The sequence below is a fragment of the Microbacterium sp. SORGH_AS_0888 genome (genome assembly GCF_030818905.1).
Taxonomy (GTDB): domain Bacteria; phylum Actinomycetota; class Actinomycetes; order Actinomycetales; family Microbacteriaceae; genus Microbacterium.
In genome coordinates this window covers 3,125,872-3,148,195 of record NZ_JAUTAZ010000001.1, presented here as the reverse complement: position 1 = coordinate 3,148,195, position 22,324 = coordinate 3,125,872, and the positions used below count along the sequence as shown (strand labels likewise).

The 22,324-nt window shown below is 67.0% G+C and carries 17 protein-coding genes and 3 pseudogenes; 7 read left to right on the top strand and 13 right to left on the bottom strand.

Annotated elements, in window-relative coordinates; genetic code table 11:
* Window positions 1-157 precede the first annotated feature (157 nt).
* From QE381_RS15285 to QE381_RS15275, 3 genes are read left to right on the top strand one after another with little or no spacing between them, the layout of a single operon-like run.
* On the top strand, window positions 158-1,489 hold the full coding sequence (locus tag QE381_RS15285) for a hypothetical protein (RefSeq protein WP_307219512.1): 1,332 nt from the start codon (window positions 158-160) through the stop codon (window positions 1,487-1,489).
* Window positions 1,482-3,335, top strand: coding sequence for a hypothetical protein (locus QE381_RS15280; protein ID WP_307219511.1), 1,854 nt, complete (start codon window positions 1,482-1,484; stop codon window positions 3,333-3,335). The genes QE381_RS15285 and QE381_RS15280 overlap by 8 nt, the downstream gene beginning before the upstream one ends.
* Window positions 3,336-3,371: 36 nt before the next feature.
* A complete protein-coding gene (locus QE381_RS15275; RefSeq protein ID WP_307219509.1) occupies window positions 3,372-3,560 on the top strand; it encodes a hypothetical protein in 189 nt (62 codons plus the stop codon).
* A gap of 467 nt (window positions 3,561-4,027) precedes the next feature.
* Here QE381_RS15275 and QE381_RS15270 read toward each other — a convergent pair whose 3' ends face one another.
* From QE381_RS15270 to QE381_RS15250, 5 genes are all read right to left on the bottom strand, one after another.
* Window positions 4,028-4,204 carry a hypothetical protein gene (locus tag QE381_RS15270; RefSeq protein WP_307219507.1) on the bottom strand — a complete coding sequence of 59 codons (177 nt, stop codon included), beginning with the start codon at window positions 4,202-4,204 and terminating at the stop codon, window positions 4,028-4,030.
* A gap of 3 nt (window positions 4,205-4,207) precedes the next feature.
* Complete coding sequence (locus tag QE381_RS15265) at window positions 4,208-4,534, bottom strand: hypothetical protein (protein WP_307219505.1); 327 nt, start codon at window positions 4,532-4,534, stop codon at window positions 4,208-4,210.
* Window positions 4,535-4,795: 261 nt separating this feature from the next.
* Window positions 4,796-5,323: a type IV pilin protein gene (locus QE381_RS15260; RefSeq protein WP_307219503.1), complete on the bottom strand. Its 528-nt coding sequence runs from the start codon at window positions 5,321-5,323 to the stop codon at window positions 4,796-4,798.
* 128 nt (window positions 5,324-5,451) lie between these two features.
* The gene (locus QE381_RS15255) at window positions 5,452-5,616 is read right to left on the bottom strand and encodes a hypothetical protein (protein ID WP_307219501.1); all 165 of its coding nucleotides are present in this window, start codon (window positions 5,614-5,616) and stop codon (window positions 5,452-5,454) included.
* Between the two features lie 181 nt (window positions 5,617-5,797).
* Window positions 5,798-7,390 carry a recombinase family protein gene (locus QE381_RS15250; protein WP_307219499.1) on the bottom strand — a complete coding sequence of 531 codons (1,593 nt, stop codon included), beginning with the start codon at window positions 7,388-7,390 and terminating at the stop codon, window positions 5,798-5,800.
* Window positions 7,391-7,544: 154 nt separating this feature from the next.
* Between QE381_RS15250 and QE381_RS15245 the strand changes: the two are divergent.
* Window positions 7,545-7,838 (top strand): annotated as a pseudogene (locus tag QE381_RS15245) (acetyl-coenzyme A synthetase); the annotation flags it as partial.
* A gap of 39 nt (window positions 7,839-7,877) precedes the next feature.
* On the opposite strand, the gene QE381_RS15240 reads toward QE381_RS15245, so the two are convergent.
* From QE381_RS15240 to QE381_RS15215, 6 genes and pseudogenes are all read right to left on the bottom strand, one after another.
* On the bottom strand, window positions 7,878-8,687 hold the full coding sequence (locus tag QE381_RS15240) for a carbohydrate ABC transporter permease (protein ID WP_307219497.1): 810 nt from the start codon (window positions 8,685-8,687) through the stop codon (window positions 7,878-7,880).
* Window positions 8,674-9,624, bottom strand: coding sequence for a carbohydrate ABC transporter permease (locus QE381_RS15235; protein ID WP_307219494.1), 951 nt, complete (start codon window positions 9,622-9,624; stop codon window positions 8,674-8,676). Before QE381_RS15235 ends, QE381_RS15240 begins: the two co-directional genes overlap by 14 nt.
* Window positions 9,611-10,945 carry an ABC transporter substrate-binding protein gene (locus tag QE381_RS15230; RefSeq protein WP_307219493.1) on the bottom strand — a complete coding sequence of 445 codons (1,335 nt, stop codon included), beginning with the start codon at window positions 10,943-10,945 and terminating at the stop codon, window positions 9,611-9,613. The genes QE381_RS15235 and QE381_RS15230 overlap by 14 nt, the downstream gene beginning before the upstream one ends.
* Window positions 10,946-11,259: 314 nt before the next feature.
* On the bottom strand, window positions 11,260-12,846 hold the full coding sequence (locus tag QE381_RS15225) for an HtaA domain-containing protein (protein ID WP_307219492.1): 1,587 nt from the start codon (window positions 12,844-12,846) through the stop codon (window positions 11,260-11,262).
* 2,630 nt (window positions 12,847-15,476) lie between these two features.
* Window positions 15,477-16,013 (bottom strand): annotated as a pseudogene (locus QE381_RS15220) (HtaA domain-containing protein); the annotation flags it as partial.
* Window positions 16,014-16,102: 89 nt separating this feature from the next.
* Window positions 16,103-16,570 (bottom strand): neocarzinostatin apoprotein domain-containing protein, encoded by a 468-nt coding sequence (locus tag QE381_RS15215; protein ID WP_307219491.1) that lies wholly within the window; start codon window positions 16,568-16,570, stop codon window positions 16,103-16,105.
* 206 nt (window positions 16,571-16,776) lie between these two features.
* On the opposite strand from QE381_RS15215, the gene QE381_RS15210 reads away from it, so the two are divergent.
* Window positions 16,777-17,934 (top strand): LPXTG cell wall anchor domain-containing protein, encoded by a 1,158-nt coding sequence (locus QE381_RS15210; RefSeq protein WP_307219490.1) that lies wholly within the window; start codon window positions 16,777-16,779, stop codon window positions 17,932-17,934.
* Here the strand turns inward: QE381_RS15210 and QE381_RS15205 are convergent.
* Entirely contained in the window at window positions 17,921-18,388 is a 468-nt protein-coding gene (locus QE381_RS15205) for a RidA family protein (RefSeq protein WP_307219489.1), read from the bottom strand. The two genes, QE381_RS15210 and QE381_RS15205, sit on opposite strands and share 14 nt — an antisense overlap.
* Window positions 18,385-18,606: a hypothetical protein gene (locus QE381_RS15200; protein WP_307219488.1), complete on the bottom strand. Its 222-nt coding sequence runs from the start codon at window positions 18,604-18,606 to the stop codon at window positions 18,385-18,387. The genes QE381_RS15205 and QE381_RS15200 overlap by 4 nt, the downstream gene beginning before the upstream one ends.
* 81 nt (window positions 18,607-18,687) lie before the next feature.
* Here QE381_RS15200 and QE381_RS15195 point away from each other — a divergent pair, with 81 nt between their 5' ends.
* Both QE381_RS15195 and QE381_RS15190 read left to right on the top strand, forming a co-directional pair.
* Complete coding sequence (locus QE381_RS15195) at window positions 18,688-21,270, top strand: transglycosylase domain-containing protein (RefSeq protein WP_307219487.1); 2,583 nt, start codon at window positions 18,688-18,690, stop codon at window positions 21,268-21,270.
* A 14-nt stretch (window positions 21,271-21,284) separates the two neighbouring features.
* Window positions 21,285-22,221, top strand: a pseudogene (locus tag QE381_RS15190) (metallophosphoesterase).
* The last annotated feature ends 103 nt before the right edge of the window (window positions 22,222-22,324 follow it).

The window sequence follows — 22,324 nt, the reverse complement described above, 5'->3', positions numbered from 1 at the left end:
ACTCAGCACGTACAGACCCACAGCCCGCGGCTGAGTCAAGCTGAGTACCCCACCTCACGTACCAGCTGAGTCAGGCTGAGTGCCCGTGCATGTCGATATTCCTCTCCTCAATCGCTATGGCCTCTTCATCGAGGCCCATCCTTCGAGGAGGAACAACATGCTCGATACAGCCATCAACCCGATGCTCGATGACGACGACGAGGTGACCACCGAAGTAGTCAACCCGATGCTCGAAGACGAGGAAGTATCCGAACCCGTCGGAAGCACCGGAAGGTTCACGGGGCTGCGCCTACCGACCCGTCCCGATGTGGCCGCTCCGGTGAAGCCGGAAGCACCCGTCAAGGTCGTTCGGGAGCAACCGCGTGTAGTCGCCGCACCGTCCTTGACCGTGCCCGCGCCGAAGAAGAAGCCGCACCGTCTGGGTGGTCCGGTCGTAAAGCCGGAGAACATCGGCAAGGAGGGTTATGACTCTCTCGGACGCAAGAAGACCGGAAGTCCTCGCTTCAAGCCGACTGAACTCGACGCTCTGTTCCTCGCACACCTCGCAAAGTTCCGAGTGGCTTACGCCGAAGACCTCGCTGAACTCGCCTACGCGAAGGTACTTCCGATGAACGCCGCGACCGCCACTCCGACTCTCCTGAGTGAGCGTGCGGTGACGAAGCGTCTTGAGCGCCTTCGTGCCAAGGGGTACGTGGGAACCAAGAATGACAAGCGTGGCAAGACCGTGTGGGGCGCGACACAGGACGGCGTGGAGGTAGCTCGATCCTTTGGCCTGCTCGCTCACGAGAACGATGCTCACCCGAAATCTTTCACGGACATGGGTTGGAGCCCTTCGGACCACTTCCTTCAAATCAGCCGTATCGCTGCCCGTTTCGCGTCTCCGGCTGGCATGTTCCAGGACACACTCAACGTCGGTCCTGTGGATCACTCCGCGTTGGTTGCCGAACACCAGATCGGTTCGGCCTTCGCTCGTGCGACCGATCGTTGGAGGGCACTCAAGGGCGAAGGGCGCGAACTCGACTATCCGGCCTTCCGAGAGAGCGTGCTTGCCGCTGCTCAGAAGAAGGTCGCGGAGGGCCGTTTGGCCTGGAACGAGATGCTCGCCGCCTATCCCGTGCTGTGGATGATCGGGAACTACGGCGAGGAGAAGCAGGCTCACCCCTGTGACTTCATCGTCAATCGCGAGGCACAGCGCACCGGTCGCGACTCCGAAAGTATCGCGGTCGAGGTGGAGTTGAGCATCAAGTCGTGGGACGAGTACGTGGCGCTGCTGCGCTCGTTCGCAAAGGAGCTTTCCACCCTCGCCGTATTCGGGTACGTCGCCTATCTCGTGCCGACCAACAAGACCGGTCGCGACATTGAGAAGATGCTGCGCGCCGTTGATCGTTCCGAGGATCTGGGCCTGTTCGACAGTGGCCGCTTCCTCGTGCTCCCCATCTACAACCGTGATGGATCGAACCTCGAACTCAGAAGGAAATTAGGTGATTGAAATGGACCAGTACGTCGTTTGGATCGTGGTGGCCGTTATGGTCATCGCCGTCGTCGTGATCGGTGGGCGCTTGCTCGCCTCGAAGGTCATCAGCGTCACCACCCGCCTCATGCAGGTTCCGGAAGAGCGCGCGGTGTTCCATCACAAGGTGGTTCTCCTCGAAAACACTCCGCTGGTTCAGGCTCTCGCTCCAGCGTCGGAGTTCACCCGCGAGTACGGCGAGGACGAGAAGCGCCGCGCGCCACTGTTCTTCCTGAGCCCATGGCCGCAAGCGCTGAAGGTGGCGTGGAAGAAGCACAAGGGTTCGAACCGCTTCGTGGACGTGCGCGCACAGCTTAAGGCCGCCGCCGCCGACCTGACGGTGCGCGTACTCGATGAGGACCGCCAGCCGCACAATGCCGGTGACGAGCACTTCTCCGTCATCGTGCCGTTGGGCGACCGCACCGAAGAGGATGTCACGAGGCTCAAGCCGATGCTCAAGGCGAAGTTGGGTCTGTACTCCGTGGATGCTGCCCTCACCGATGACTACCTCGCGGTCGAGTTCGTGTGTCACACCGTGAAGCCGGTTGACGTGCTGCTGAACCGCAAGTTCGACGTGTCGGTCCTGGACGATAACCCGCCCGAAAGCTGGAAGAAGCTTCCCATTGCCGTTGATCGCAACGGTGCCGTTCTTCCGGTGGACCTCCACCAGACCTACGTCTACGGCATGAGCGGTTCCGGTAAGGGCTCCGTGATTCACGCTTACGTCCGCCAACTCGCCCACGAAGTGCGCAAGGGCACCGTGAAGCTGTACGGCGTTGACACGAAGAACGAAGACGTCGGGGTGTACCGCAACTCGCGTCTCCTCGAGGCGTTCGCGGATTCGGAGGAGTCAGCGGAGGACCTGATCGAGTTCTTCTACACGAAGATGAAGGAACGTGCTCGGATCGCTCGCGCTCAGGACTTGAGTGCCGGGAAGACGGGTATGCGCGTGGACCTGGGACAGGACAACCCTGTGTGCGTTCTCGTCATTGACGAACTCATCGCTCTGCTCCTCGCAATGCAATCCCGTAAGCGCTTTAGCTACTACTTCGGCCTGCTACAGCAGGTCTACCTAGAGGGCCGTTCTCTTGGGTTCGTGGTCGTCGCTGCTGGGCAAACGATGGACGAGGAGATTCTGAAACGTCTGCGTTCTCTCAACGTCGTGGTCGCTTGTATGAAAGCGAAGAAGCCGTATTGGCCCGCCGTTCTCTTCGACATTGAAGAGACGCACCCCGTTGCCATCGCCGCGGCGCAACTCGCCAACGCGACCGCCGGTAACGACTACGCAACCGCTGGCATTGGCTGGATCAGAGTTGAGGACGGCGAGATCACCAATGTGCGTTTCCCATTCACCACGGAACGCGACGTGCTCACGATGCTTCGCGAGTGGGGCCTTCGTGAAGCCGGTGAAGCGACGGAGTTCAGCGAGTGGAGGGCAACACGCGGCCTCGCGTCAAAGGCCACTTCGGCACGACGAGTGGAACCGGTCGCAAAGCCCGTTGCCATTGCCCCGAAGTCCATCGTGGTCGATGAGTCTCCCGCGCCGGAGCCGGTCGCACGTCCAGCGAAGCCGAAGCCGCTCCCTACACCGTCCGCTACTTGTTCGCAGGTTGACGAGTTGATCGCGGTGAAGGAGTTCGATGACGCGAAGCTGGCCCGTGCCCGTGAGCGCGTCGCGGCGCGACTCGAACAAGGTGACAGCGTGAAGGGTCGCGCGATGCTCGACGCCATCGAAGCGGAACTTCGTATTCGTGCTCGCCTGTCGCAGTACAAGCCGGTCCAGCCGCAGCCGCTCGACGGTGCTCTGCCGCCGCTCAACTTCTAACGAGCCGCGTTAGAGAACTACCCGAAGGAGGTCACGATGACTAATCACAAGGAATGGGATGGAGACGACTCCGACTTCACGGCGGAGGAGCTTGCCGCTGCGAAAGCGTCTCGTCTTCGCTGGGACGAAGATGTGGCGCGAATGACTCAGGAAGGCGTCTGGGATGAAGACGCCCTCAAGCCGTTCGATGCTGTGAGCATCGAGGAGGTGTTGTCATGGGAGTGAAGAACCGTAGACAGTGGGTCGGCGGCGGCATGCCGCGGGCTGTGGGCTATTGCCCGAACAAAGAGTGTGGCGTTCCGATTCACATTGTGAGGTACAGCAACGGAAGCATCGAGCCACGCGGCTTCATCTCCGGTGATCCGTACCGCTGTAAGGTCTGTCAGCACGAGTGGACCCAGGAATGACGAAACCCCCGCCGATGCACGAACATCGGCGGGGGCTGATCGGAGAAGCAATCCGATTCACGAGGGCAACAACCTTCGACAACCGAATATCAGTGAAGGGCGGGTCGTAGTGACCCGCCCTTCGTCGTGTGTGCGCGTACACCGACTGCTCGAAACACGGGTCGGTGTGACACATCGCTAGGCCGCGATCTGCGCGCCATGGTGCCGTGGTGACATGTCGTGTCGATGACGACGTGGGAGGCGCGGAGACTCGAAGCCAGCGCCTCCCACGGGTGTGCCAGCGCCTCAGTCGCTCACGTCGTAAACGATCGGGGTGCCCCCAACGAGGATGACACGCTTGACCTCCTTGCCGTCACGCTTGCTCTCAGCGATCGTTTCGAGGAAGCGCGCGTGGTTCTCAGGTGAGACGAGCTTCCGCCAGTCTTCGGACTCTTCCCACAGCTCGCGGTTCATGGTTGCCATTGGTCATCGCTCCTTCGTGGTGAGTCCGGACCAGAGACCGGTTCCGAACTTCTTGGTCTGTTGCCAGAGGTGGTTTAGCTGCTCGCCGACCCGCTCGCCGGTTTGGTTAGCCGGTGTCGTGGTTACCGGTTCGTCAGTGGCCTCGTCACCGGTTTCGCCGTGGTCACGGTCAAGTGGTTCGGTGGTCTCGACCGGTGGTTGTGGCTCGATGGTCACGTGGACGACCGGCGTGGGTGGTTCACGCAAGAAGGGCGTAGAGACCACGTAGATGGCGAAGAATCCAAGGACTCCGACCGAAACCACTGTGATGAGCTTCTTGAAGACCGGCATGGGCTGGAACCATAACCGGCTCTCTCACGGAGCACGACAACCACTCGGAAACCACTCCTGGTCACGTGGTTCACGCGAACGCTAACCACCCGCGAACCGGTTTGGCCCGCGGGTGGTCTTGTGTGGGAGTGGTTGTTAGCCTTCGTCCTCATAACCGGCGTTCTTTTGAGTGCCGAAGCTCCGGCTGAACGGAGTACCACCCTCGGGGTAGTGAACCACCGCTGATGAAGCGGCTGCTCTCGCAAAGAACTCCCGCCTGCTTCAGCAGACGGGAGTTCCGTGAGGTGTGTGGCACTTACTCCAAGTTACCTCTGTATTGAGTGGTGCCTCCGTACTGTAGAAGACGTCACCTTCCAGGTCATAGACCTGAATTTGAGGAGCGAGCTCCCACGCTGGCCATTCACCGTTAACGCCGACGCCCTGCAAGTTGACCCAGTGGCCGCTCGCCGGAGGCTCGTCCCAAGGGCGAGATTCGAACTCCGGGTCCAGGTCATGTACTACCTCTTTGCCGATGCGTTCCATGAGTTGTTGGTTGGAGGTAGCGGTGGCGCCCCAGCTTTCACCAGCCTCAGTTCCGCCCTCCTGAATGAAGCGCACCATGATCTTCTCAGCCACCTTCTGGGCCTCTCCCGCATAGGCAGCCCTCCGAGTTTCCTTGACAATCCACCCATAGGCAGGAATACCGATGGCGATCAGAATGCCGACGATGGCGACTACGACGATTAGCTGAATGAGGGTGAAGCCTTCCTCGTTGGTCGCTCCTCTCTTCTGTGTGATGTTGCTGAGCACGTGTGTTCTCCTTGGTCTGGTACGGCCTCGTATATCGCCGTCAAGGAGGTCTCTAACGAGTCCGAGAGACTTTCTGCACCCGCTGTAGAAGCGCACCGCGAACCGTGCCAGCGCGGGCGTCGCGCCTCTTACTCGCGTCCCCACACGGTCATGGTCTCGTCGGTTGCTTCGATGACGAGAGCGCAGTCATCGATCAACCACTCGTCGGTCACGTCGAAAGGCACATCGTTCTTCACGAGGGTGTAGCGGTCGTCGTTGCCGTCTGTCTTGAGGTACAGGTCTCCGTTGCTCATGGTGTTTCTCCTGGGGATGGTTAGCGATTGAGATGTAGACCTCTCTAACGAGTCCGGCCAGCGAGTTGAGAAAGAAGTAGCCCCTCCCGGGAACCTTGTCGGGAGGGGCTACTTATACGGACCGTTCGCCGTGGGCTGTCTCAATCGCGTGAGGAGAAACGGTTGCCGAACCAATATCGCGTTACGGAGTAGAGTCCTCTTGCTCTTCGGGCACCGTGAACAGTTCCCACAGACGCTTCATGGCCGCGGGGCTGTCTCCGGCGTTGACCATGATGCTCTTCCACTCCTCGTCGCTCAGTAGCTCGACTTCGGGATGCGGCTGACGCCAAACGATGCTCACGCGCTTGCGAAACTCCTCCTCGAACCGGCCTCCGGTGTAACGCCCACGCGAGGCCTTCTGCACCCAGACGGCTTCGACCTCCGCGCGAATGGCTGCTTGCCGGTCTTCGAAGGATGAGCCCTCGTTGTTGAGCGCTTGCGTTCGCAACCAGCTATCTTCGCCGCGCGAGGCAGGCACGGCCCGCGCTTCGCTGTGAAACAGACCGCGCTCAGTACGTAGCTCCGCTCGTTGATCGTTCAGCTTCGTGACCTGCGGCCACACGACTTCACCGGGAAGCTGCCCGCTCGCGTGAGCCGCCATGAGTTCGTCAATACGGTCCGCGATGGAGGCTAGTTCGGCTTCCTTCGGCCACACCCGCTCCGGCTCCGGTGCCGCGTTGTAGCCGCGGTAGGTTCGGGCGAATACGTACTCGAAGACTTCGCGGGAGACGAGTTGTTCTACGCGAAGCGCGTTGATTGACAAGTGGTTGTTGGTCTTACCGCTGTTACAGCCGTAGGTGCTGCGCGTGGGTCGGTCGTCTCGCTGCCCGTAGAGCTTCCCTTCACATATCCCGCAGAACATGAGGTTCGAGAGGAGCCATCTCCCTTCTTTGACACCGCGACGAGTCCGCTGTTTGAGTTTCGCGAGTGCCGCTTCGCGATCTTCCAGCGAGATAATCGGTTCCCAGTCCCCCATGATGATGTTCCCGTCCGCGTCGTAGAGCGGCTTGCCGTTCAGGCTCCGCACTCCCGCGGTCTTCCATCCCAGAAGCACTCGATGTACCGGTGTCCATCCCCAGTCGGGCTTGCCGTCCGTCGTGAGCACGCCTTGCGACTGCCACCGTTGGCGGATCTTCGTAATGGAGACACCTGTGAGCAGATCGTCAACGGCTTCTCGGATCAGCGCAACCTCGTCGGGGCGATGCGTGCGAGCGTCCGCTTCGAAACCGAAGTGGCGGCGGTGTTGAAGTCCTGGCCGACCCTCCATGGCCTTTTGGAGGTTCGTGCGCTTGATGCGTTCCGCGATGCGTTCCGATTCGGCGGTGTCCACGGACGCTTTGATACGGGCAACCATCCTGCCGTCAGCGGTGGACAGGTCATCGTTTCCGGACACCACCGTCTGGATGATGACGCCCTTGCCTTTGCCGAAGACCTTCTCGGTCTCTTCGTGCAGACGGATCAAGTCTTCGAGCTCAAGCACTCGTCGCGTGATGCGAGAGTTCGAGTAGGCAATGATGTGCTGGAACTCTCCTGCCCTCGCCCGCGCGATCATGTCCGCGTAGGCGTGGCGGACCTTCCCTTTCGCCGTGCGTGTGCTCGCGCCAATGTCGTTGTCGATCTTCACACCGACGACCTCGAGGCCCATTTTCGCCGCCAACGCGCGACAGTCCTCTTCCTGACGCTGAACACCCAACTCGTCGCCCTCGCGATCATCGCTGATCCGGCAATACACCATGGCCTTCGTCGTTCTCGACAAACGAACCCCCACTCAAACGCCCCACCGGTCACCGTTCGCGCGACCACCGGTGATACACGCCGACCGACGACAATGGCAACGTCGCGCCTCACCGATCGACCCCAACACCCCGATCTTGACACATACTTTTTCAACCACGTGCCAGGCGGTGGTCGCGTTCGTGATCATCAAGGAGAACTACCTCCGCGAGCACTCCCCCGAGAATCTCGTGGGCGACTTGCGCACGTGGGTCGGGCAGCAGATCGGGCCGATCGCCCGTCCCCGCGACGTCTACCTCGTCACGGAGCTGCCCAAGACCCGCTCGGGCAAGATCATGCGCCGCCTCCTGCGCGACATCGCCGAGGGCCGCGAGGTCGGTGACACCACGACCCTCGCGGACACGATGGTCATGTCCACGATCCAGGCCAAGCTCACGAAGAGGAAGTGAGCTCCGCCACGACGAGGAGCAGGACCGAGCGCGGGACGCTCAGCGCAGGGCGCCGGAGGTGAGCCCGGCGACCAGCCGCCGCTGCAGCAGCACGGCGATCACGAACACGGGCACGGCGGCGACCAGCGAGGCGGCGGCGAGCTTGCCGAAGTCCTGCACCTTGTCGCCGAGGAGGTTCGCGAGCACGACCGGTGCCGTCTGCGCGTCCGGGCTCACCGTCAGGAAGGTCGCGAACAGGAGATCCTGCGAGCACAGGAGTCCCACGATCACCCCGACGGCCACGACTCCGGGTGCCAGCAGCGGCAGCACGATGCGCAGCAGAACCCGCACGGGTCCCGCTCCGTCGAGCTGCGCCGCCTCGTCGAGCTCCACCGGGATGCGGCGCACGAATCCTTCGAGCAGCCAGATCGCGACCGGCGCGTTGGCGAGCCCGCAGACGAGCGCGAGCCCCGCCAACGTGTTGTTCAGCTGGAGCTGACGCAGGAGCAGCAGCAACGGGAGCACGGCCACGATGGGAGGGAGCAGCCACGGGCTGAGCACGGTCGCGCCGAGCGCACGTCCTCCCGTGCCGCTGCGCACGATCGCCCACGCGGCCGGTATCCCCACGAGCAGCGCGATGAGCGCGCCGCTGAACGAGACGATGAGCGTGTTGGCGACCCCGTGCGGCAGCGCGCCGGCGAGCGCCGCGGCCCAGTTCTCCGGATTCGGTGCCGCGGGAAGCAGCTGCCCCGCGGCCACGTCGCTCTGGCGCGAGAAGGAGAGCGAGACGAGCCAGGCGAGCGGCAGGAGCGTGAACAGGAGCGCGATCCCGACGATCACCCACGCGAGCACGGGTCTATTCCGCCGCATGATGGAGCCTCCTGGTGAGTGCGGCGACGGGCAGCGTGACGACCGTCACCACGACGGCGAGCAGCAGCGTGATCGCGGACGCCCGGCCGAGATCGAACTGCTGCAGCGCCGCCTGGTAGGTGAAGTACGACGGCATCGACGTCGAGGTCCCCGGACCGCCCGCGGTCATGACCGCGACCAGGTCGAACACCTTGAAGGCGAGGACGAGCCGGATGAGGAAGGCCGCGGCGATGCTGCCGGCAACCGACGGCAGCACGATGCTGCGCAGCAGCGCCCAGCCGCGTGCCCCGTCGAGCTCTGCCGCCTCCAGCACGCCGCGGTCCTGCCCGAGAAGGGCCGCGAGCACCAGCAGAGTCACCAGCGGCGTCCACTCCCACACGTCTGCCGCGGCGACGGCGACGATCGCCCAGGCGGGATCCGCGAGCAGCGACACGGGCGCCCCGTGATGTCCCAGCAGGCGCAGGACGGTGTCCAGCAGCCCACCCGACGGCGTCAGGATCAGCTTGAACAGCACGGCGACGACGACCGGGGCGAGGATCAGCGGGAGCAGCAGCAGGGTGCGGATGAGGCCGCCCGCCGCCACGCGGTGCAGGGCGAGTGCCACGGCGGTTCCGATGAGCGTGCTGACGGCGGCGACGACCAGCGCGAACACCACCACGCGGACGAGCGCCGCGACCTGATCGCCGTCCCCCAGCACCTCGGCGAGGTTGGCGAGACCGACCCACCGCTGGAACGGCGCGCCGAGCTGCGACACGGAGAGGGCGGCGGCGACCGTGAAGACGAGCGGATAGAGCCCCAGCACGAGGATCGCGAGCACGGCCGGCGCGACGAAGACCCGGTGCCAGCCGCGGGTCGACAGCGTGCGTCGGCGCACCCGGGGAGCAGCCGTGTGCTCCGCCGGATGCGCCGCCACACGCTCGGCGTCAAGAACCGCCAAGGATCTTCTCCCACTGGCTCTGCACCTCGTCGAGCGTCTGCTTCGGCGTGCCGCCGGTGCCGGCGAGCAGCTTCGCGAGCTCATCTGTGAGCACCTGAGCGAGCTCGGTGGCGTGCTCACCGGTCGGCCAGGCGAGAGCACCCGAGAGCGTGGCCTGGTTCGCGGCCTGGATCGAGGGGAGCTCGCTGCCGTACGTCGGGTCGTCGAGCGAGGACTTGCGCTGCGGGTCGATGCCCGTGAAGGGCTTCGCGGTGATCAGCTGCGCGTTGACCTTCGACGACGCGGCGTACTCGATGAACTTCTTGGCGAGCGCGTCCTTCGTGGTGTGCGCAGCCTCGACGAGCGTGAAGCCGGCGACGAGCGACGCGCGCGGCGTCGTGTTCGTGCCCCCGACGGGCAGGAGCGAGACGCCCCACTTGCCGGAGACGGTCGATCCGGTGCTGGGGTCGTCGGACTTGAGCCCGAGGTCGGTCCAGCTCTCGGTGAAGCCGACCTTGCCCGCGAACCACGCGGTGTTGGCGGCCCCGAAGTCGGTCTCGGCCGGGGTGGGCAGTGCGGCCGAGTTGATGTCGAGCAGCGCCTGGGCCGCCTGGACGGCCGCCTCCGAGTTGATCGTCGGCTTGCCGTTCTGGTCGAGGAAGCTGCCGCCGTAGCCGGCGAGCCGGTTCGCGAAGCTCGCCCCGAGGATCAGGGGCGACTTCTGTCCGAGCACCGCGGCGCCGTAGACGCCCTTCGAGCTCTGGTCGGCGGTGATCTTCTTGACGTCGGCGGTGTACTCGTCCCACGTCTTCGGCGGGTCGGTGATGCCGGAGGCGGCGAGGATCTCCTTGTTGTAGAAGAGCACGTGGGTGTCGCCGTCGAAGGGGATCCCGTACCGCTTCGAGCCGACGAGGCTGTAGGGGTCGTAGATGTTGGGGATGAAGTCGCTCGTGTCGAGCGCGGCGTCCTCGTTCGTCCAGTCCGTCAGGTCCTTGATGGCGCCGGCGGCAGCGAGGTCGCCGAGGGAGACGTACCAGGGCGCGGCGACGTCGATCGTGTTGGCTCCGGACTGCTGGTCGAGCAGCAGCTTCGACCCGATCTGGTCGTAGGGCACGATGACCGGGTTGATGGTGGCGCCGGTCTCCGCCTTGAAGTGCTCGGCGAGCCAGTTGGCAGCTCCCTCGTGCGAGGAGATGAACAGGACGTTGAGGCTCTGGCCGGTGAAGTCGGTCTCGGACGCGCTGCTCTGCCCGGAGCACGCGGCGAGCCCGGTGACGGCGAGTGCTGCCGCGGCGACGGTGGTGACGGCGCGGCGCAGAGGACGCGGACGGATGCGGGACATGGTGCTCCTGAGTGTCGGGTGCTGGGGAACGGGTCGGGCGCTGCGGAACGGGCCGTGAACGGCCCTGAGGGCCATCGTGGAGGGTGTCTCACCGCGCGGCAAACGTCCGCGTAACCCTGTGTCGGCGCATTGCGTCGTGTTTCGCCGCTGCCGATCGGCCCGCGTCGACTCGGCCATGATTCCGCCGCCGGCCTCCCGCCCGTGGGCCCACGGTGCCCGCCACGGCCGCTTCCCGCGCACGACGACGGCGGGGACGCGTATCGTGCCGCGTCCCCGCCGTCCCTCACTCTCGCGGCGGAATGCCTCCGCCGGTGTCAGACCGTCCCGGACGAGCCCGTCTCACGTCCGCGCGCCCGCATCACGGCGGCGGTCGTGAGGGATGCGACTGCCGCGAGCGCGAGCGCTCCGCCGGCGATCAGGACCCAGCCCCACCACGGCAGCGCGGATCCCGCGGGCGCGGCGGCTTCCCGCGTCGCCGTCGCGTCCTCCTCGGGCAGCGCGAGTGCGGCGCAGTCGCTGACCGTGATGGTGAAGTCGATCGGATCGAACGCCGTTCCCACCGGGTAGTTCGGGAAGGCGGCGAATCCATCCGGCGTGATCGTCGTCGGGACTCCCTTCGCGGTGATCGTGTCGCCTTCCCGCGTCACCTGGCCCTGCGACAGGTCGAGGGCGACGAAGGGCACCGCGGTGACGGTCACGACCTTGTCGGTGCGCCCGGCGAGCGCATCGTCCATGGTGAGCCCGGAGACATCCATGAGCAGCTGTGCGTGTTCCGCGTCGACGAGGCGGATGCGGGGATTGCCCACGGTCGTGTGCAGCAGGCCGTCGTGCCCCGTGAAGGTCACGGTGCCGGTGAAGTCGACCTGTCCGCTCATCGCCGCGGCGTCCACCGTGCCGCTGCCGCCGCGCCACTGGAAGACGGGGGTCTTGTAGGCCGCGCCGTCCGACACGGTCCACTCGCCGTGGGCGATCGAGCCGGAGATGTAGGACCGGAAGGACTCCTTGAAGCCCCAGTCGATCGAGGCGTCCGTCACGGTGCACCCCGTGATCGGAGCGGCCGCGCGAACGGTGATCGGCGCGCCCAGCGCCAGAGCCGCCCCCTGGAAGGTGAGCGTGTGCTCGCCGGGTGCGAGGGTCGCGGGGAGCAGACCGCGCCAGGTGGCCACTCCCTGCTCGTCCGCGGTCAGCGCCTGCTCGAGCACGACGGGGGTCGAGTACACGACGACCTTGATGTCGGTCTCCCCGGGCGCGAACCCCGCCCCGGATGCCGCGATCTCGGTGCCCGCGGTCACGCCCGACGCGTACTTCGCATCGATCGTGAGGCCCGTGCGCGAGGGCGGATCGGCCGGCGGGGTCCACGCGGCCTTCGCGGCGGCTGCGGCGACCGTTCGCGCCGGAGCGCCGGAGCCGGGCGCCGCGTCCGCGCCGACGACGAACGTGACGGGGTCCATCGCGGTGCCCGCCGAGTAGAACTGCGACGAGCCGTAGGAGAAGACACCCGCTCCGGATGCGGTCAGCGTCGCCGGAACCGAGCTGTAGGCGATCGCGCCGTTGGAGTCGCTGCGGGAGCCGGCGGCGAGGTCGAGCGATGCCACCTCGGTGCGGCGCCCGCCGATGCTCACGAGCAGCGCACCGTTGGAGGACGAGTCGATGCGTACCTGCGGGTCGGCGAAGGTCAGGTCGAGCACGCCGGAGTGACCCGTGAAGCGCACGGAGCCGCCGTAGCTCGCTGTGCCGCGCCCGTCCGAGATCGCGCTGCCGGTCTGTCCGAACCGGAACTGGCCGTCCGACTCGCTGGCACCGTTCGCGACGGCGATCGAGCCGTGCGCGATCGGGCCGGTGATGTAGCTGCGGAACGAGGCCTTGACACCCCACAGCAGCGCGCCCTCACGTGTCTGCACGGCGGTCGTCGGACCCGTGGGGGCGACGACGGGAGGCGTGACGACAGGCGTCTCGGGTGTGACGGGAGTGCTCGGGATGCTGGCCCCGGCGAAGCCGACGGCGAACGCGGCCGGCCGCTTTGCGGCATCCATCGACCCGCCCGTCGAGTAGAAGTACGCCGCGAGGTGGGTCGTCGACTGGAAGTCGATGAACGGCTGCGGCCAGGAGCCCCATCCCGATCCGGACCGCACCTGCGGGGTGCCGCCGCGCGGGCGTCGATCTCGACCCCCGCGAAGTCCGGGGTCACGACGAAGCCGCGCTGGGCGTCGACGACCGCACCGCGGAACGTGGCGATCGTGACGTCGTCCTGGGGGGCGACCGCCTCCTTGGGCTTGTCCGGGTTCGACATGTCGCCCGCGTAGCCGGACAGGTCCGCCGTGAGCGACCCGGTCCCGTCGGCGGCGACGACGAGCTTCGGGTCGGTGATCGTGAAGGGCACGAGGCCGTCGTAGAAGTTCACGCTCACCGCTCCGGGCCACGTGATCGTCGCCGCACCGTCCGCATCCAGGACGGCGGTGCCGTTCGTGAACCGCATGAGCTGGGCTGCCTGGCCGCCGGCGGCGACGTGCGCACCACGGGTGTCCCACGTCGCCGGCGCCGTCGTCGTGCCGTCGGAGCCGCGCTGGAGGATCTCGACGCCGTCGGCCGAGGCGCGGTACGTGGCCTGGGTGCCGTCCGAGACGCCCGCGGAGAAGTAGTTCGCGGTGCTCCCGTTCGGGGGCCGGTGCTGCCACTCGGGTCCGCCCGTCCATTCGAAGGCGACCCCGGTGTAGGTCGTGGTCTCGGGAACGGTCGGGCGTTCGCGCACCGTCACGCGGACCTCGGCGCTGTAGACCGTGGCCACGGCGTTCACGAGCATCGCGCGGTACACGGCGCCGTCGTCGGCGAGGGGCGCGGCGGCCACTGTCAGACGGGTGCCGTCGACGCCGGTCGTGACATCGACCCATCCGTCCCCGGACTGGCGCTGCCAGGTCACGGTGGGAGCGGGGTTGCCGGTCGCGAGGACCGAGAGCTCGTAGGGCTGACCGACGTAGACGGTGGATGCGGTGGGCTGAGCCTCGATGATGGGCGCGGTCGTGACGCGGATCGTGGCGACGGCCGTCGCCACCGCCCCCGCCGCGTTCGAGAACACCGCGCGCACCTGCGTGCCGTCCGTGTTCAGGGTGGCGTTGAGCGCGAGCAGCGGCGAGGTCTCGCCGACGATGTCGCTGAAGGTGGAGGCTCCGGCCGGGCGGATCTGCCAGCGGATGTCACCCGTCCCCGAGGCCTGGAAGGCGATCGGGGCGGAGGAGGTCCCCGCCGGCAGCGTGACGGCTCGATCGGTGGGGTCTGCGGTGATCGTCGGCGCGACACCGGTGAGGGTGAGCCGTTGGAGGGCGCGGCGACCCGTCGCGGTGTCCGCGACCTGCACGATCAGCGAGCCGTCGCCGAGCACGGCGAACGCGTCGCGACCGCCGCTGTCCCGCGCGAAGCCGCCGATCGGGATGCTGGTGAGCAGGCGGTGGTCGCGGAGCACGTCGATCGCGCTCGCCGTCTGGCTCAGCGCGTAGTCGAGCCCGTGCGCCGCGTCCGAGCCGGCCTGCTCGCCGAAGCCCTGCACGCCGAGCGCGACGTCGTTCGCCAGCGTGCGCACCGTGCCGCCGACGACGTCGACGTAGCCCACGACGCCGGTCCAGTTGGCGCTGTAGAGCATGATGCTGCCGTCGGCCGCGCGCGCGGCGAGCTCGTAGTTGAAGTACTGGTTGTACTCGGCGAGATAGGGCTGCACGGTCGGCACGGCGTTCTCGACGAGCGTGACGACCGCGGACGAGGCTCCCACGACGAGGTGCCGGGGGGCGAGGGGCTTGCCGCCGACCAGCTTGCCGACGGCGAGGTAGCTGCCGTCGCGGAGCGCGACCAGGGTCCCGCCTGCCTTCGGGCCGCTCGAGCCGAAGAGGTCGGCGGAGCGTTGCGGATCGACCACGCTGTCGGCGATCACGATCGGCTGCGCGACGAGCGAGCCGGTCCCGCCGGGCACGCGGGTGAGCGTGAAGCGGTCGGCGGCGGAGCCGCGGACCTGGGTGATGATCGCGAGCTCGCCCGTGACCGCGTTCCAGGTCATCGAGTTGAAGGTGTACGCGGTGCCGGCGATCGTGCCGAGGGTCGACGACTCGTACTGGCCGCCCGCCAGGGTGACGGCCCGCACGGTCGCGTCGCCGCCGCGGACGCCGTTGATGTTGGTGCGCACCTGGGTCACGATGAACACGCGGTCGGACGCCGGATCGATCGTGACGGCATAGGCGGCGTTCGATGCGAGCGGCACGTCGATGGACGCGCCGGCGACGAGGGTCACGGGGTCGAGCGAGCGCACCGTGAGCTGTGTGGCGGAGGAGGTCGCGCGCTCGACGACGTGCACGGCGTTCGCACCCACGAGGACGTCGCGGCTGACGGGATTGGCTGCGCCCACCCAGGTCGCCCCGGGCGTGAAGGCGGGCGTTCCCGGGGTGCTCCAGTGCTCGCCGAGATCGGGCGCTCCGCCGGGTCCCTGGTAGGACAGGGACACGGGGTCCATGGTGGTCCCCACCGGGTAGAGCGGGAAGCCGTCCCCGGCGACCGTCGGCATCGCCGGCCACGACGTCGTGCCGTTCTCGATGCTCGGCGTCGCCTCGAGCGCGTTGATCGTCGCGATGACGACATTGCCGTAGTGCGTGATCGCCCCGCCCGGCGTGTCGCGCGAGATGCCGTCGTAGTCGCCGCGCAGCTCCTGTCGTTCCGCGGAGATCGTCAGGCTCAGCTTCGAGAACGTCGAGTCGAGCAGACAGTTCGTGTAGGCCGCGTTGTCCTCGCAGTAGGCCGCGAACCGCACGGTTCCCCCCAGCTGCAGCGTCAGCGCGTTGCCCGCGTCGTCGAACGAGCCGCCCGTGACCGGGAAGTCGAAGGCGCCGTCGGCGGCGCGCGTCACCCCTCCCGTCATGAGGACCCCGGAGCCGATGTAGTTGCGCCAGGACTCCTTGATGCCCCAGTGCACGGAGCCGGACGAGATCTCGGTCGACGCGGCGACGGCGGGCGTCGGCGCAAAGACGACGAGGAGTCCGGCCAGGAGGGCGAGGACGGCGGTGAAGGCGGGGATGCGGCGGCGCGCGGACATGCGGAGGTACCTCGGTCGGGTGCGGGGACGTGGGGAGGCGGGTGGGGGCGGTCAGGGCCGACCCCACCCGCCGGGTGGGAGCGCGGCGACTACTGGTCGACGCGGAACGACACGCTCTGGTCGACGACCTGCTTGACGGTGCCGTGGGTGGCGACCTTGATCGCGCAGGCGTTCGTCGCACTGCAGTCGACGGTGCTCGGCTGCCCCGGGGCCCCGGCGTGCGTGTTGGCGCCGTCGCGCTGCAGGGTGACGGTGGCCGTCAGCGAGCCCGACGCATCCGAGGTCACCGACTGGAAGCCGGCGCACGCGGGGATGCCGAAGAGGTAGGAGGTGTTCGAGCACAGGCCGACGTAGTACTCGGTGTTGGCGTCCAGCCCGGTCACGGTCGTCGTGGTCGTGTCTCCGTCGACGAAGTACCGGGCGCCGGAGCCATCGATCGACGGCGCGGGGCTGAGGCCCGTGGCCGCCAACGCCGGGGCTCCCGCCAGGCCGACGAGGGCGAGCGCGAGGCCCGCGATCGAGACCGCCATCGTGCGCTTTCGCAGCATTCCAGACATTCGGGGATACTCCAATCACTAGGGTTGGAGTGCCTCTCGGCACTCGGAGAGACGTCCGCACGCGTGCGGACGGTCGATGAGCCGACGAGGTGCCGGGGTGGCTGCCGCTACCAACAGTCGCCACCCCGGCCTGACACGCGGCTCTGAGGTAAGGCTAACCTAATTCATAGGTGGGCGGTAGAGCGCGCCCTCGAGGAGGAGACACCGTGCGACGACGGCTCGCCCTGATGATCGCGACGGTGGCGACATCCGCCCTCGCGCTGCCCGCCGCCGCATCCGCCGCCCCCGATGTGCGCGACTCGCGGCGCGTGATCGTCTACTACCAGAAGCATTATCAGAGCGATCCGACCCGTACCGGGTACATCTCCGCGCTGCCGCTGCTCATCGAGCGCACCGGGGTGGATGTCGTGAACCTCGCGGCGATCCACATGAACACCAACGTCCTGAACCTCAATGACGATCCGCCGTCGGATCCCATGTACGACCGGATGTGGGACGAGCTGCACCAGATGCACGCGGCCGGGATCGCGGTCATCGGCATGATCGGCGGTGCGCAGAACGACACCTGGCCCAACCTCCAGAGCGACTTCGCGACCCAGTACCCCCGCCTGCGCGATCTCGTCCAGACATACGGGCTGGACGGCATCGACCTGGACACCGAGCTCGACAGCGCGCAGATGTCACAGGGCCTGCGCATCGACGTCGACACGGTCGTCGACGTCATCGACGCCCTCCGCGCCGACTTCGGACCCGACTTCCTCATCACCGCGTCCCCGGTCATGTCCGAGTTCGGCTCACCCGACGAGAACGACCCGGACGCGGATCCGTCCCCGGACGGCCAGTACGGCGTGGACGTCAACGAGCTCTACCGTCAACGCGGATCCGATATCGCCTGGTTCAACATGCAGGCCTACTGCGGACACGGCGACCCGACGCCGGACGACTACAACGAGATCATCCGCTACCAGCGGGAGAAGGGCGCGGGCATTCCACCGGAGAAGCTCGTCATCGCCGCGATCACCGATCCCGACAACTGCACGGCCGGCGGCTGGGTGCCCATCCCCGAGCTCACCGCCGGGCTGCGCGAGCTGACCGCCACCTACCCGCAGTTCGGCGGGATCGCCGGCTGGGAGTACTTCAACTCGCAGCCGGACGGCCCCTCGCGCCCCTGGCGATGGGCGACGACGATGCGCGCGGCCCTCGACGGGACCTCGCCCGACCCCTCCCCGTCATCGGATGCGGTTCCGCAACTGCCAGCGACGGGCCAGGACGCGTTCTCGCTCGCGATCGCCGGTGCGGTCGCGGTCGCAGCCGTCCTGGCGGGCGTCGGTGTCCTCGGCGCGCGACGGCTCAGGCGAGGGTGAAGACGACCTCGACCTCGACCGGACTGTCCAGCGGCAGCACGGGAACCCCGACCGCCGAACGGGCGTGACGGCCGTCGTCGCCGAAGATCTCGCCCAGCACCTCGCTGGCGCCGTTGATGACACCGGGCTGACCGGTGAACTCGGGAACCGATGCGACGAACCCGGTGAGCTTGAGGACGCCCGAGAGACGATCCACTCCCCCGGCGACGGCGGCCGCGGCCGCGAGCGCGTTCAGCGCCGACTGCCGCGCGAGCGCCTTCGCATCGTCGGCGGGTACGAGGCCGTGCCCGTCCCCGACCTTCCCGGTCGCGGGCAGGGCACCGGAGACCATCGGCAACTGCCCCGAGGTGTAGACGAGATCGCCGTGCACGCGTGCGGGGATGTACGCCGCGACGGGCGGCACGACGTCGGGAAGGTCGATGCCGAGCTCGGCCAGGCGAGCGGCGATGCTCACTGCGCGTCTCCCTCGAACTGGCGCGCGGCGACGGCCGCAGCGCCGAGCCCGGCGTTCTCCGCCCCCGCACCCGCCGGCCGCTTGAAGTAGCCCACGAGGCCGCCCTCGGGACCCTGGACGACCTGCACGAGCTCCCAGCCCTGCTTGCCCCAGTTGTTCAGGATCGCCGCCGTGTTGTGGATCAGCAGCGGGGTGGTCACGTACTCCCACGTGGTCATTCGGGGCTCCCGGGGTTCGAGGTGAAGCGGATGCAGGCACCATGAAGGTGACCCCCAGCATCCTGGCCTACCATCAACCCTATGCCCGATACGAAACGGACAGCCAGCGGCGTGCTCGGGGGGATCGCCGGACTGGTGGGCCTCAGCGCCGTCGCCGGTGTTCTCATCACCGCAACCGTCACGCCCGCGATCGCCGTCTCCGGCGCTGCGGCGTCCAGCGCGATCACGATGTTCGACAATCTTCCGAGCGTCCTGCAGATCGACGAGCTCATGCAGCCGACGACGCTCATGTACTCCGACGGCACGACGCAGCTCGCGACCTTCTTCGACCAGAACCGCTCTCCGGTGAAGTTCGACCAGGTCGCGACGGTCATGTACGACGCGATCCTCTCGAGCGAGGACCCGCGCTTCTACGACCACGGCGGTCTCGATCTCATCGGCACGACCCGCGCGCTCCTGTCGAACCTCAAGGGAGGCGGCGAGACCCAGGGCGGATCGTCGATCAGTCAGCAGTACGTGAAGAACATCCTGGTTCAGCAGTGCGAGTGGACCGCCACCTCCGACGAGGAGAGCCAGGCCTGCTTCTACAAGGTCACCAACGCGGACATCGACCAGGGCGGCATCGAGCGCAAGCTGCAGGAGATGCGCTACGCGGTCGCGCTCGAACAGCAGTATTCCAAGAACGACATCCTCCTGGGCTACCTGAACATCGCGAACTTCGGCGGCACGACGTACGGCATCGACGCGGCCGCGAAGCGGTACTTCGGCGTCCCGGCCAGCAACCTCACCCTCAGCCAGGCCGCGACGCTCGCCGGGATCGTGCAGAACCCCAACACCTACCGTATCGATCTGCCGGACGGAACGACGACCGACGCGAGCGGCAATCCCCTCAACGGCGCGGCCGACGGCTACAGCCTGACGAAGAAGCGGCAGACGTATGTGCTGGACCGCATGCTCGCCGACGGAAAGATCACCCAGGAGCAGCACGACCAGGCGGTCGCCGATCCGATCACCCCGCACATCACGGAGGCGGTGCAGGGCTGTGCCGCAGCCGGCTCCGCGGCCTACTTCTGCCAGTACGTCGTGTCGATCATCAAGAAGGACCCCGCCTTCGGCGCGACGGAGGACGATCGCATGACGGCGCTGCGCCGCGGCGGCCTGAAGATCGTCACGACGCTCGACCCGAACCTGCAGGCCTCCGCTGCCGCGACCATGGCGGAGAACGTTCCCAGCTCGATCGAGGGAATGAGCCTCGGCGCGACGAGCGTCAACCTCCAGACCTCGACCGGGCGCATCCTGTCCATCACGCAGAACACGAAGTTCAGCGAGTCAGCGTCCACGGAGAACGATCCGAACTACTCCTCGCTCGTCTACGCAGGCGACCAGGAGCACGGAGATTCGACCGGCTTCAATGCGGGGTCGACCTTCAAGCTTTTCACGCTCATCGACTGGCTGGAGAAGGGGCATTCGGTCAACGAGCAGCTCAACGGCGTCAACCGCACCTTCAAGCGGTTCACGAACACCTGCTCCGGCGACTGGGTCAACACGGAGAACTGGAAGATCAACAACTTCAGCGGAAACGGCTTCTACGGCACGCCCATGCAGTTCACCGCCCAGTCGCTGAACTCCGGCTACCTCGCCATGGCGGAGAAGCTCGACCTCTGCGACATCGGCAAGGTCGCCACCAAGATGGGCGTGATCGACACGTATCACGACGCTCCCGTCGCCATGTCGAACGCGAGCGAGATCATCGGCTCGGATGCGGTCTCGCCGCTGGCGATGGCGGGCGCTTATGCCACCGTCGCGAACAACGGCATCTACTGCCAGCCGCAGGCGATCGACAAGGTGCTCGACTCGGACGGCAACGAGCTGCCGGACAAGAAGCCCCAACGCACCTGCAGCCAGGTCATCACCCCGCAGGTCGCGGCGACCGCGGCGTACGCGTTGAAGGGCGTCATGGCCGGCGGTGGCACCGGGTCATCGGCGAACCCCCGCGACGGGGCACAGTTGATCGGCAAGACCGGAACACACGAGCAGTACAACAGCTGGATGATCGAGTCGAGCACTGCGGTCACGACCGCGGTCTGGGTCGGAAACTCCACCGGTCTGGGCGATATCTTCAACAACTTTGCGAACGGAACCCAGGTGTCGAACCTGCGCTACCCGGTGGCGCTCGGCATCCAGGCCAAGGCCGACGAGCTGTACCCCCCGGGGAACTTCCCCGACCCGGACAACAACCTGACCAAGGTCGTGTACGTCAACCTGCCGAACGTCGTCGGGATGCCGGTCGACCAGGCGACCCAGACGCTCACGGCGGCAGGGTTCCAGGTCACGGTGGGAGACCCCGTCGACTCGGATGCCGCGACCAACCTCGTGGCCGCACAGAGCCCTGGTGCGGGTCAGGTCGCGAGCGGCACGACCGTCACGATCAACGCGAGCAACGGCCAGGGCGCGACCGTGCCACCGGTCAGCGGCACGGTCCAGGCGGCGCAGTCGCAGCTGCAGGCGAAGGGCTTCACCAGCATCTCGCTCGGCACGTGTACGCCCGATCCGACGCTCCCCGCCAACGACACCCGCGCCACCGGCACGGATCCGGCGGCGGGCACGGCGACCAACAAGAGCGCCGCGATCAAGATCAACTACTCCAAGCTCGCGTGTCCGTGAGCCGACAGAGGTCGATGACGGCTCGCCGGCTCGCCCTCGCCGCGCTCGGCGCGGCGGGGGCGGCCGGCGCTGCGGCCGCCGTGTGGGGCATCGGCATCGAGCGGCATCTGTTCACCCTGCGCCGCCACACGCTCGCGATCCTGCCCGAGGGCGCTCCCCCGCTGCGCGTGCTGCACCTGTCGGACGCGCACATGGCACCCTGGCAGCATCGCAAGCAGGCCTGGATCGCCTCGCTCGCCGAGCTCCGCCCCGACTTCGTCGTCAACACGGGCGACAACCTCGGGCACCCGGACTCGCTCGACGGCGTGCGCCGCGCGCTGTCGCCCCTTCGCGGGAGTGCCGGGGGTCTTCGTCCATGGCTCGAACGATGTGTGGGGGCCTTCTCCGCGCAACCCGTTCCGCTACTTCCTGGGTCCGTCCACGGCGAAGCCGGCCCAGGTGCGGCTCGACACCGACGCCCTCGACCGTTTCTTCACGGACGACCTGGGCTGGAGCGACCTCGACAACCGCACGAGCAGGTGGGATGTCGAGGGGCTGCGGATCGACGCCTTCGGTGTGAGCGACGCCCACCGGCACTGGGACGACCTGGACGCCGTTTCCGAGCTGCGGGCCGCGCAGCTCACGAGCGAGAAGGGTCGTGCCGATCTCTCCCTCGGGGTCTCGCACGCGCCCTATCGCCGAGTGCTCGACCGGTTCACCGACCTCGGCGCCGACGTGCTGTTGGCCGGCCACACGCACGGGGGACAGGTCCGCGTGCCCTTCTCGGCCAAAGCGCTCGTCGCCAACTGCGACATCCCGCTCGATCAGGCCCGCGGGCTCAGTGGCTGGACGCACGGCGGACGACGCGTGCCGCTGAATGTCAGCGCGGGCATCGGACACTCGATCTACGCACCCGTGCGGTTCGGCTGCCGCCCGGAGGCCTCGCTGCTGACGCTGGTGCCGCGGCTCTGAGCAGCCGCATCCTCCCCTCCACAGGCGGCTGAGCGGACGCCGTCCTCCACAGAAGCAAGGAACAGCGCCCGCCGAGGCGGGCTCCCGCCGCACGATCGGGCGC

Excerpts from the sequence above, each read along its gene's own strand:
- QE381_RS15215 (WP_307219491.1), bottom strand. The coding sequence starts at position 16,570 with ATGTCTGGAATGCTGCGAAAGCGCACGATGGCGGTCTCGATCGCGGGC.
- QE381_RS15275 (WP_307219509.1), top strand. The coding sequence starts at position 3,372 with ATGACTAATCACAAGGAATGGGATGGAGACGACTCCGACTTCACGGCG.
- QE381_RS15270 (WP_307219507.1), bottom strand. The coding sequence starts at position 4,204 with ATGGCAACCATGAACCGCGAGCTGTGGGAAGAGTCCGAAGACTGGCGG.
- QE381_RS15285 (WP_307219512.1), top strand. The coding sequence starts at position 158 with ATGCTCGATACAGCCATCAACCCGATGCTCGATGACGACGACGAGGTG.
- QE381_RS15240 (WP_307219497.1), bottom strand. The coding sequence starts at position 8,687 with ATGCGGCGGAATAGACCCGTGCTCGCGTGGGTGATCGTCGGGATCGCG.
- QE381_RS15250 (WP_307219499.1), bottom strand. The coding sequence starts at position 7,390 with ATGGTGTATTGCCGGATCAGCGATGATCGCGAGGGCGACGAGTTGGGT.
- QE381_RS15255 (WP_307219501.1), bottom strand. The coding sequence starts at position 5,616 with ATGAGCAACGGAGACCTGTACCTCAAGACAGACGGCAACGACGACCGC.
- QE381_RS15200 (WP_307219488.1), bottom strand. The coding sequence starts at position 18,606 with ATGACCACGTGGGAGTACGTGACCACCCCGCTGCTGATCCACAACACG.
- QE381_RS15265 (WP_307219505.1), bottom strand. The coding sequence starts at position 4,534 with ATGCCGGTCTTCAAGAAGCTCATCACAGTGGTTTCGGTCGGAGTCCTT.
- QE381_RS15230 (WP_307219493.1), bottom strand. The coding sequence starts at position 10,945 with ATGTCCCGCATCCGTCCGCGTCCTCTGCGCCGCGCCGTCACCACCGTC.
- QE381_RS15195 (WP_307219487.1), top strand. The coding sequence starts at position 18,688 with ATGCCCGATACGAAACGGACAGCCAGCGGCGTGCTCGGGGGGATCGCC.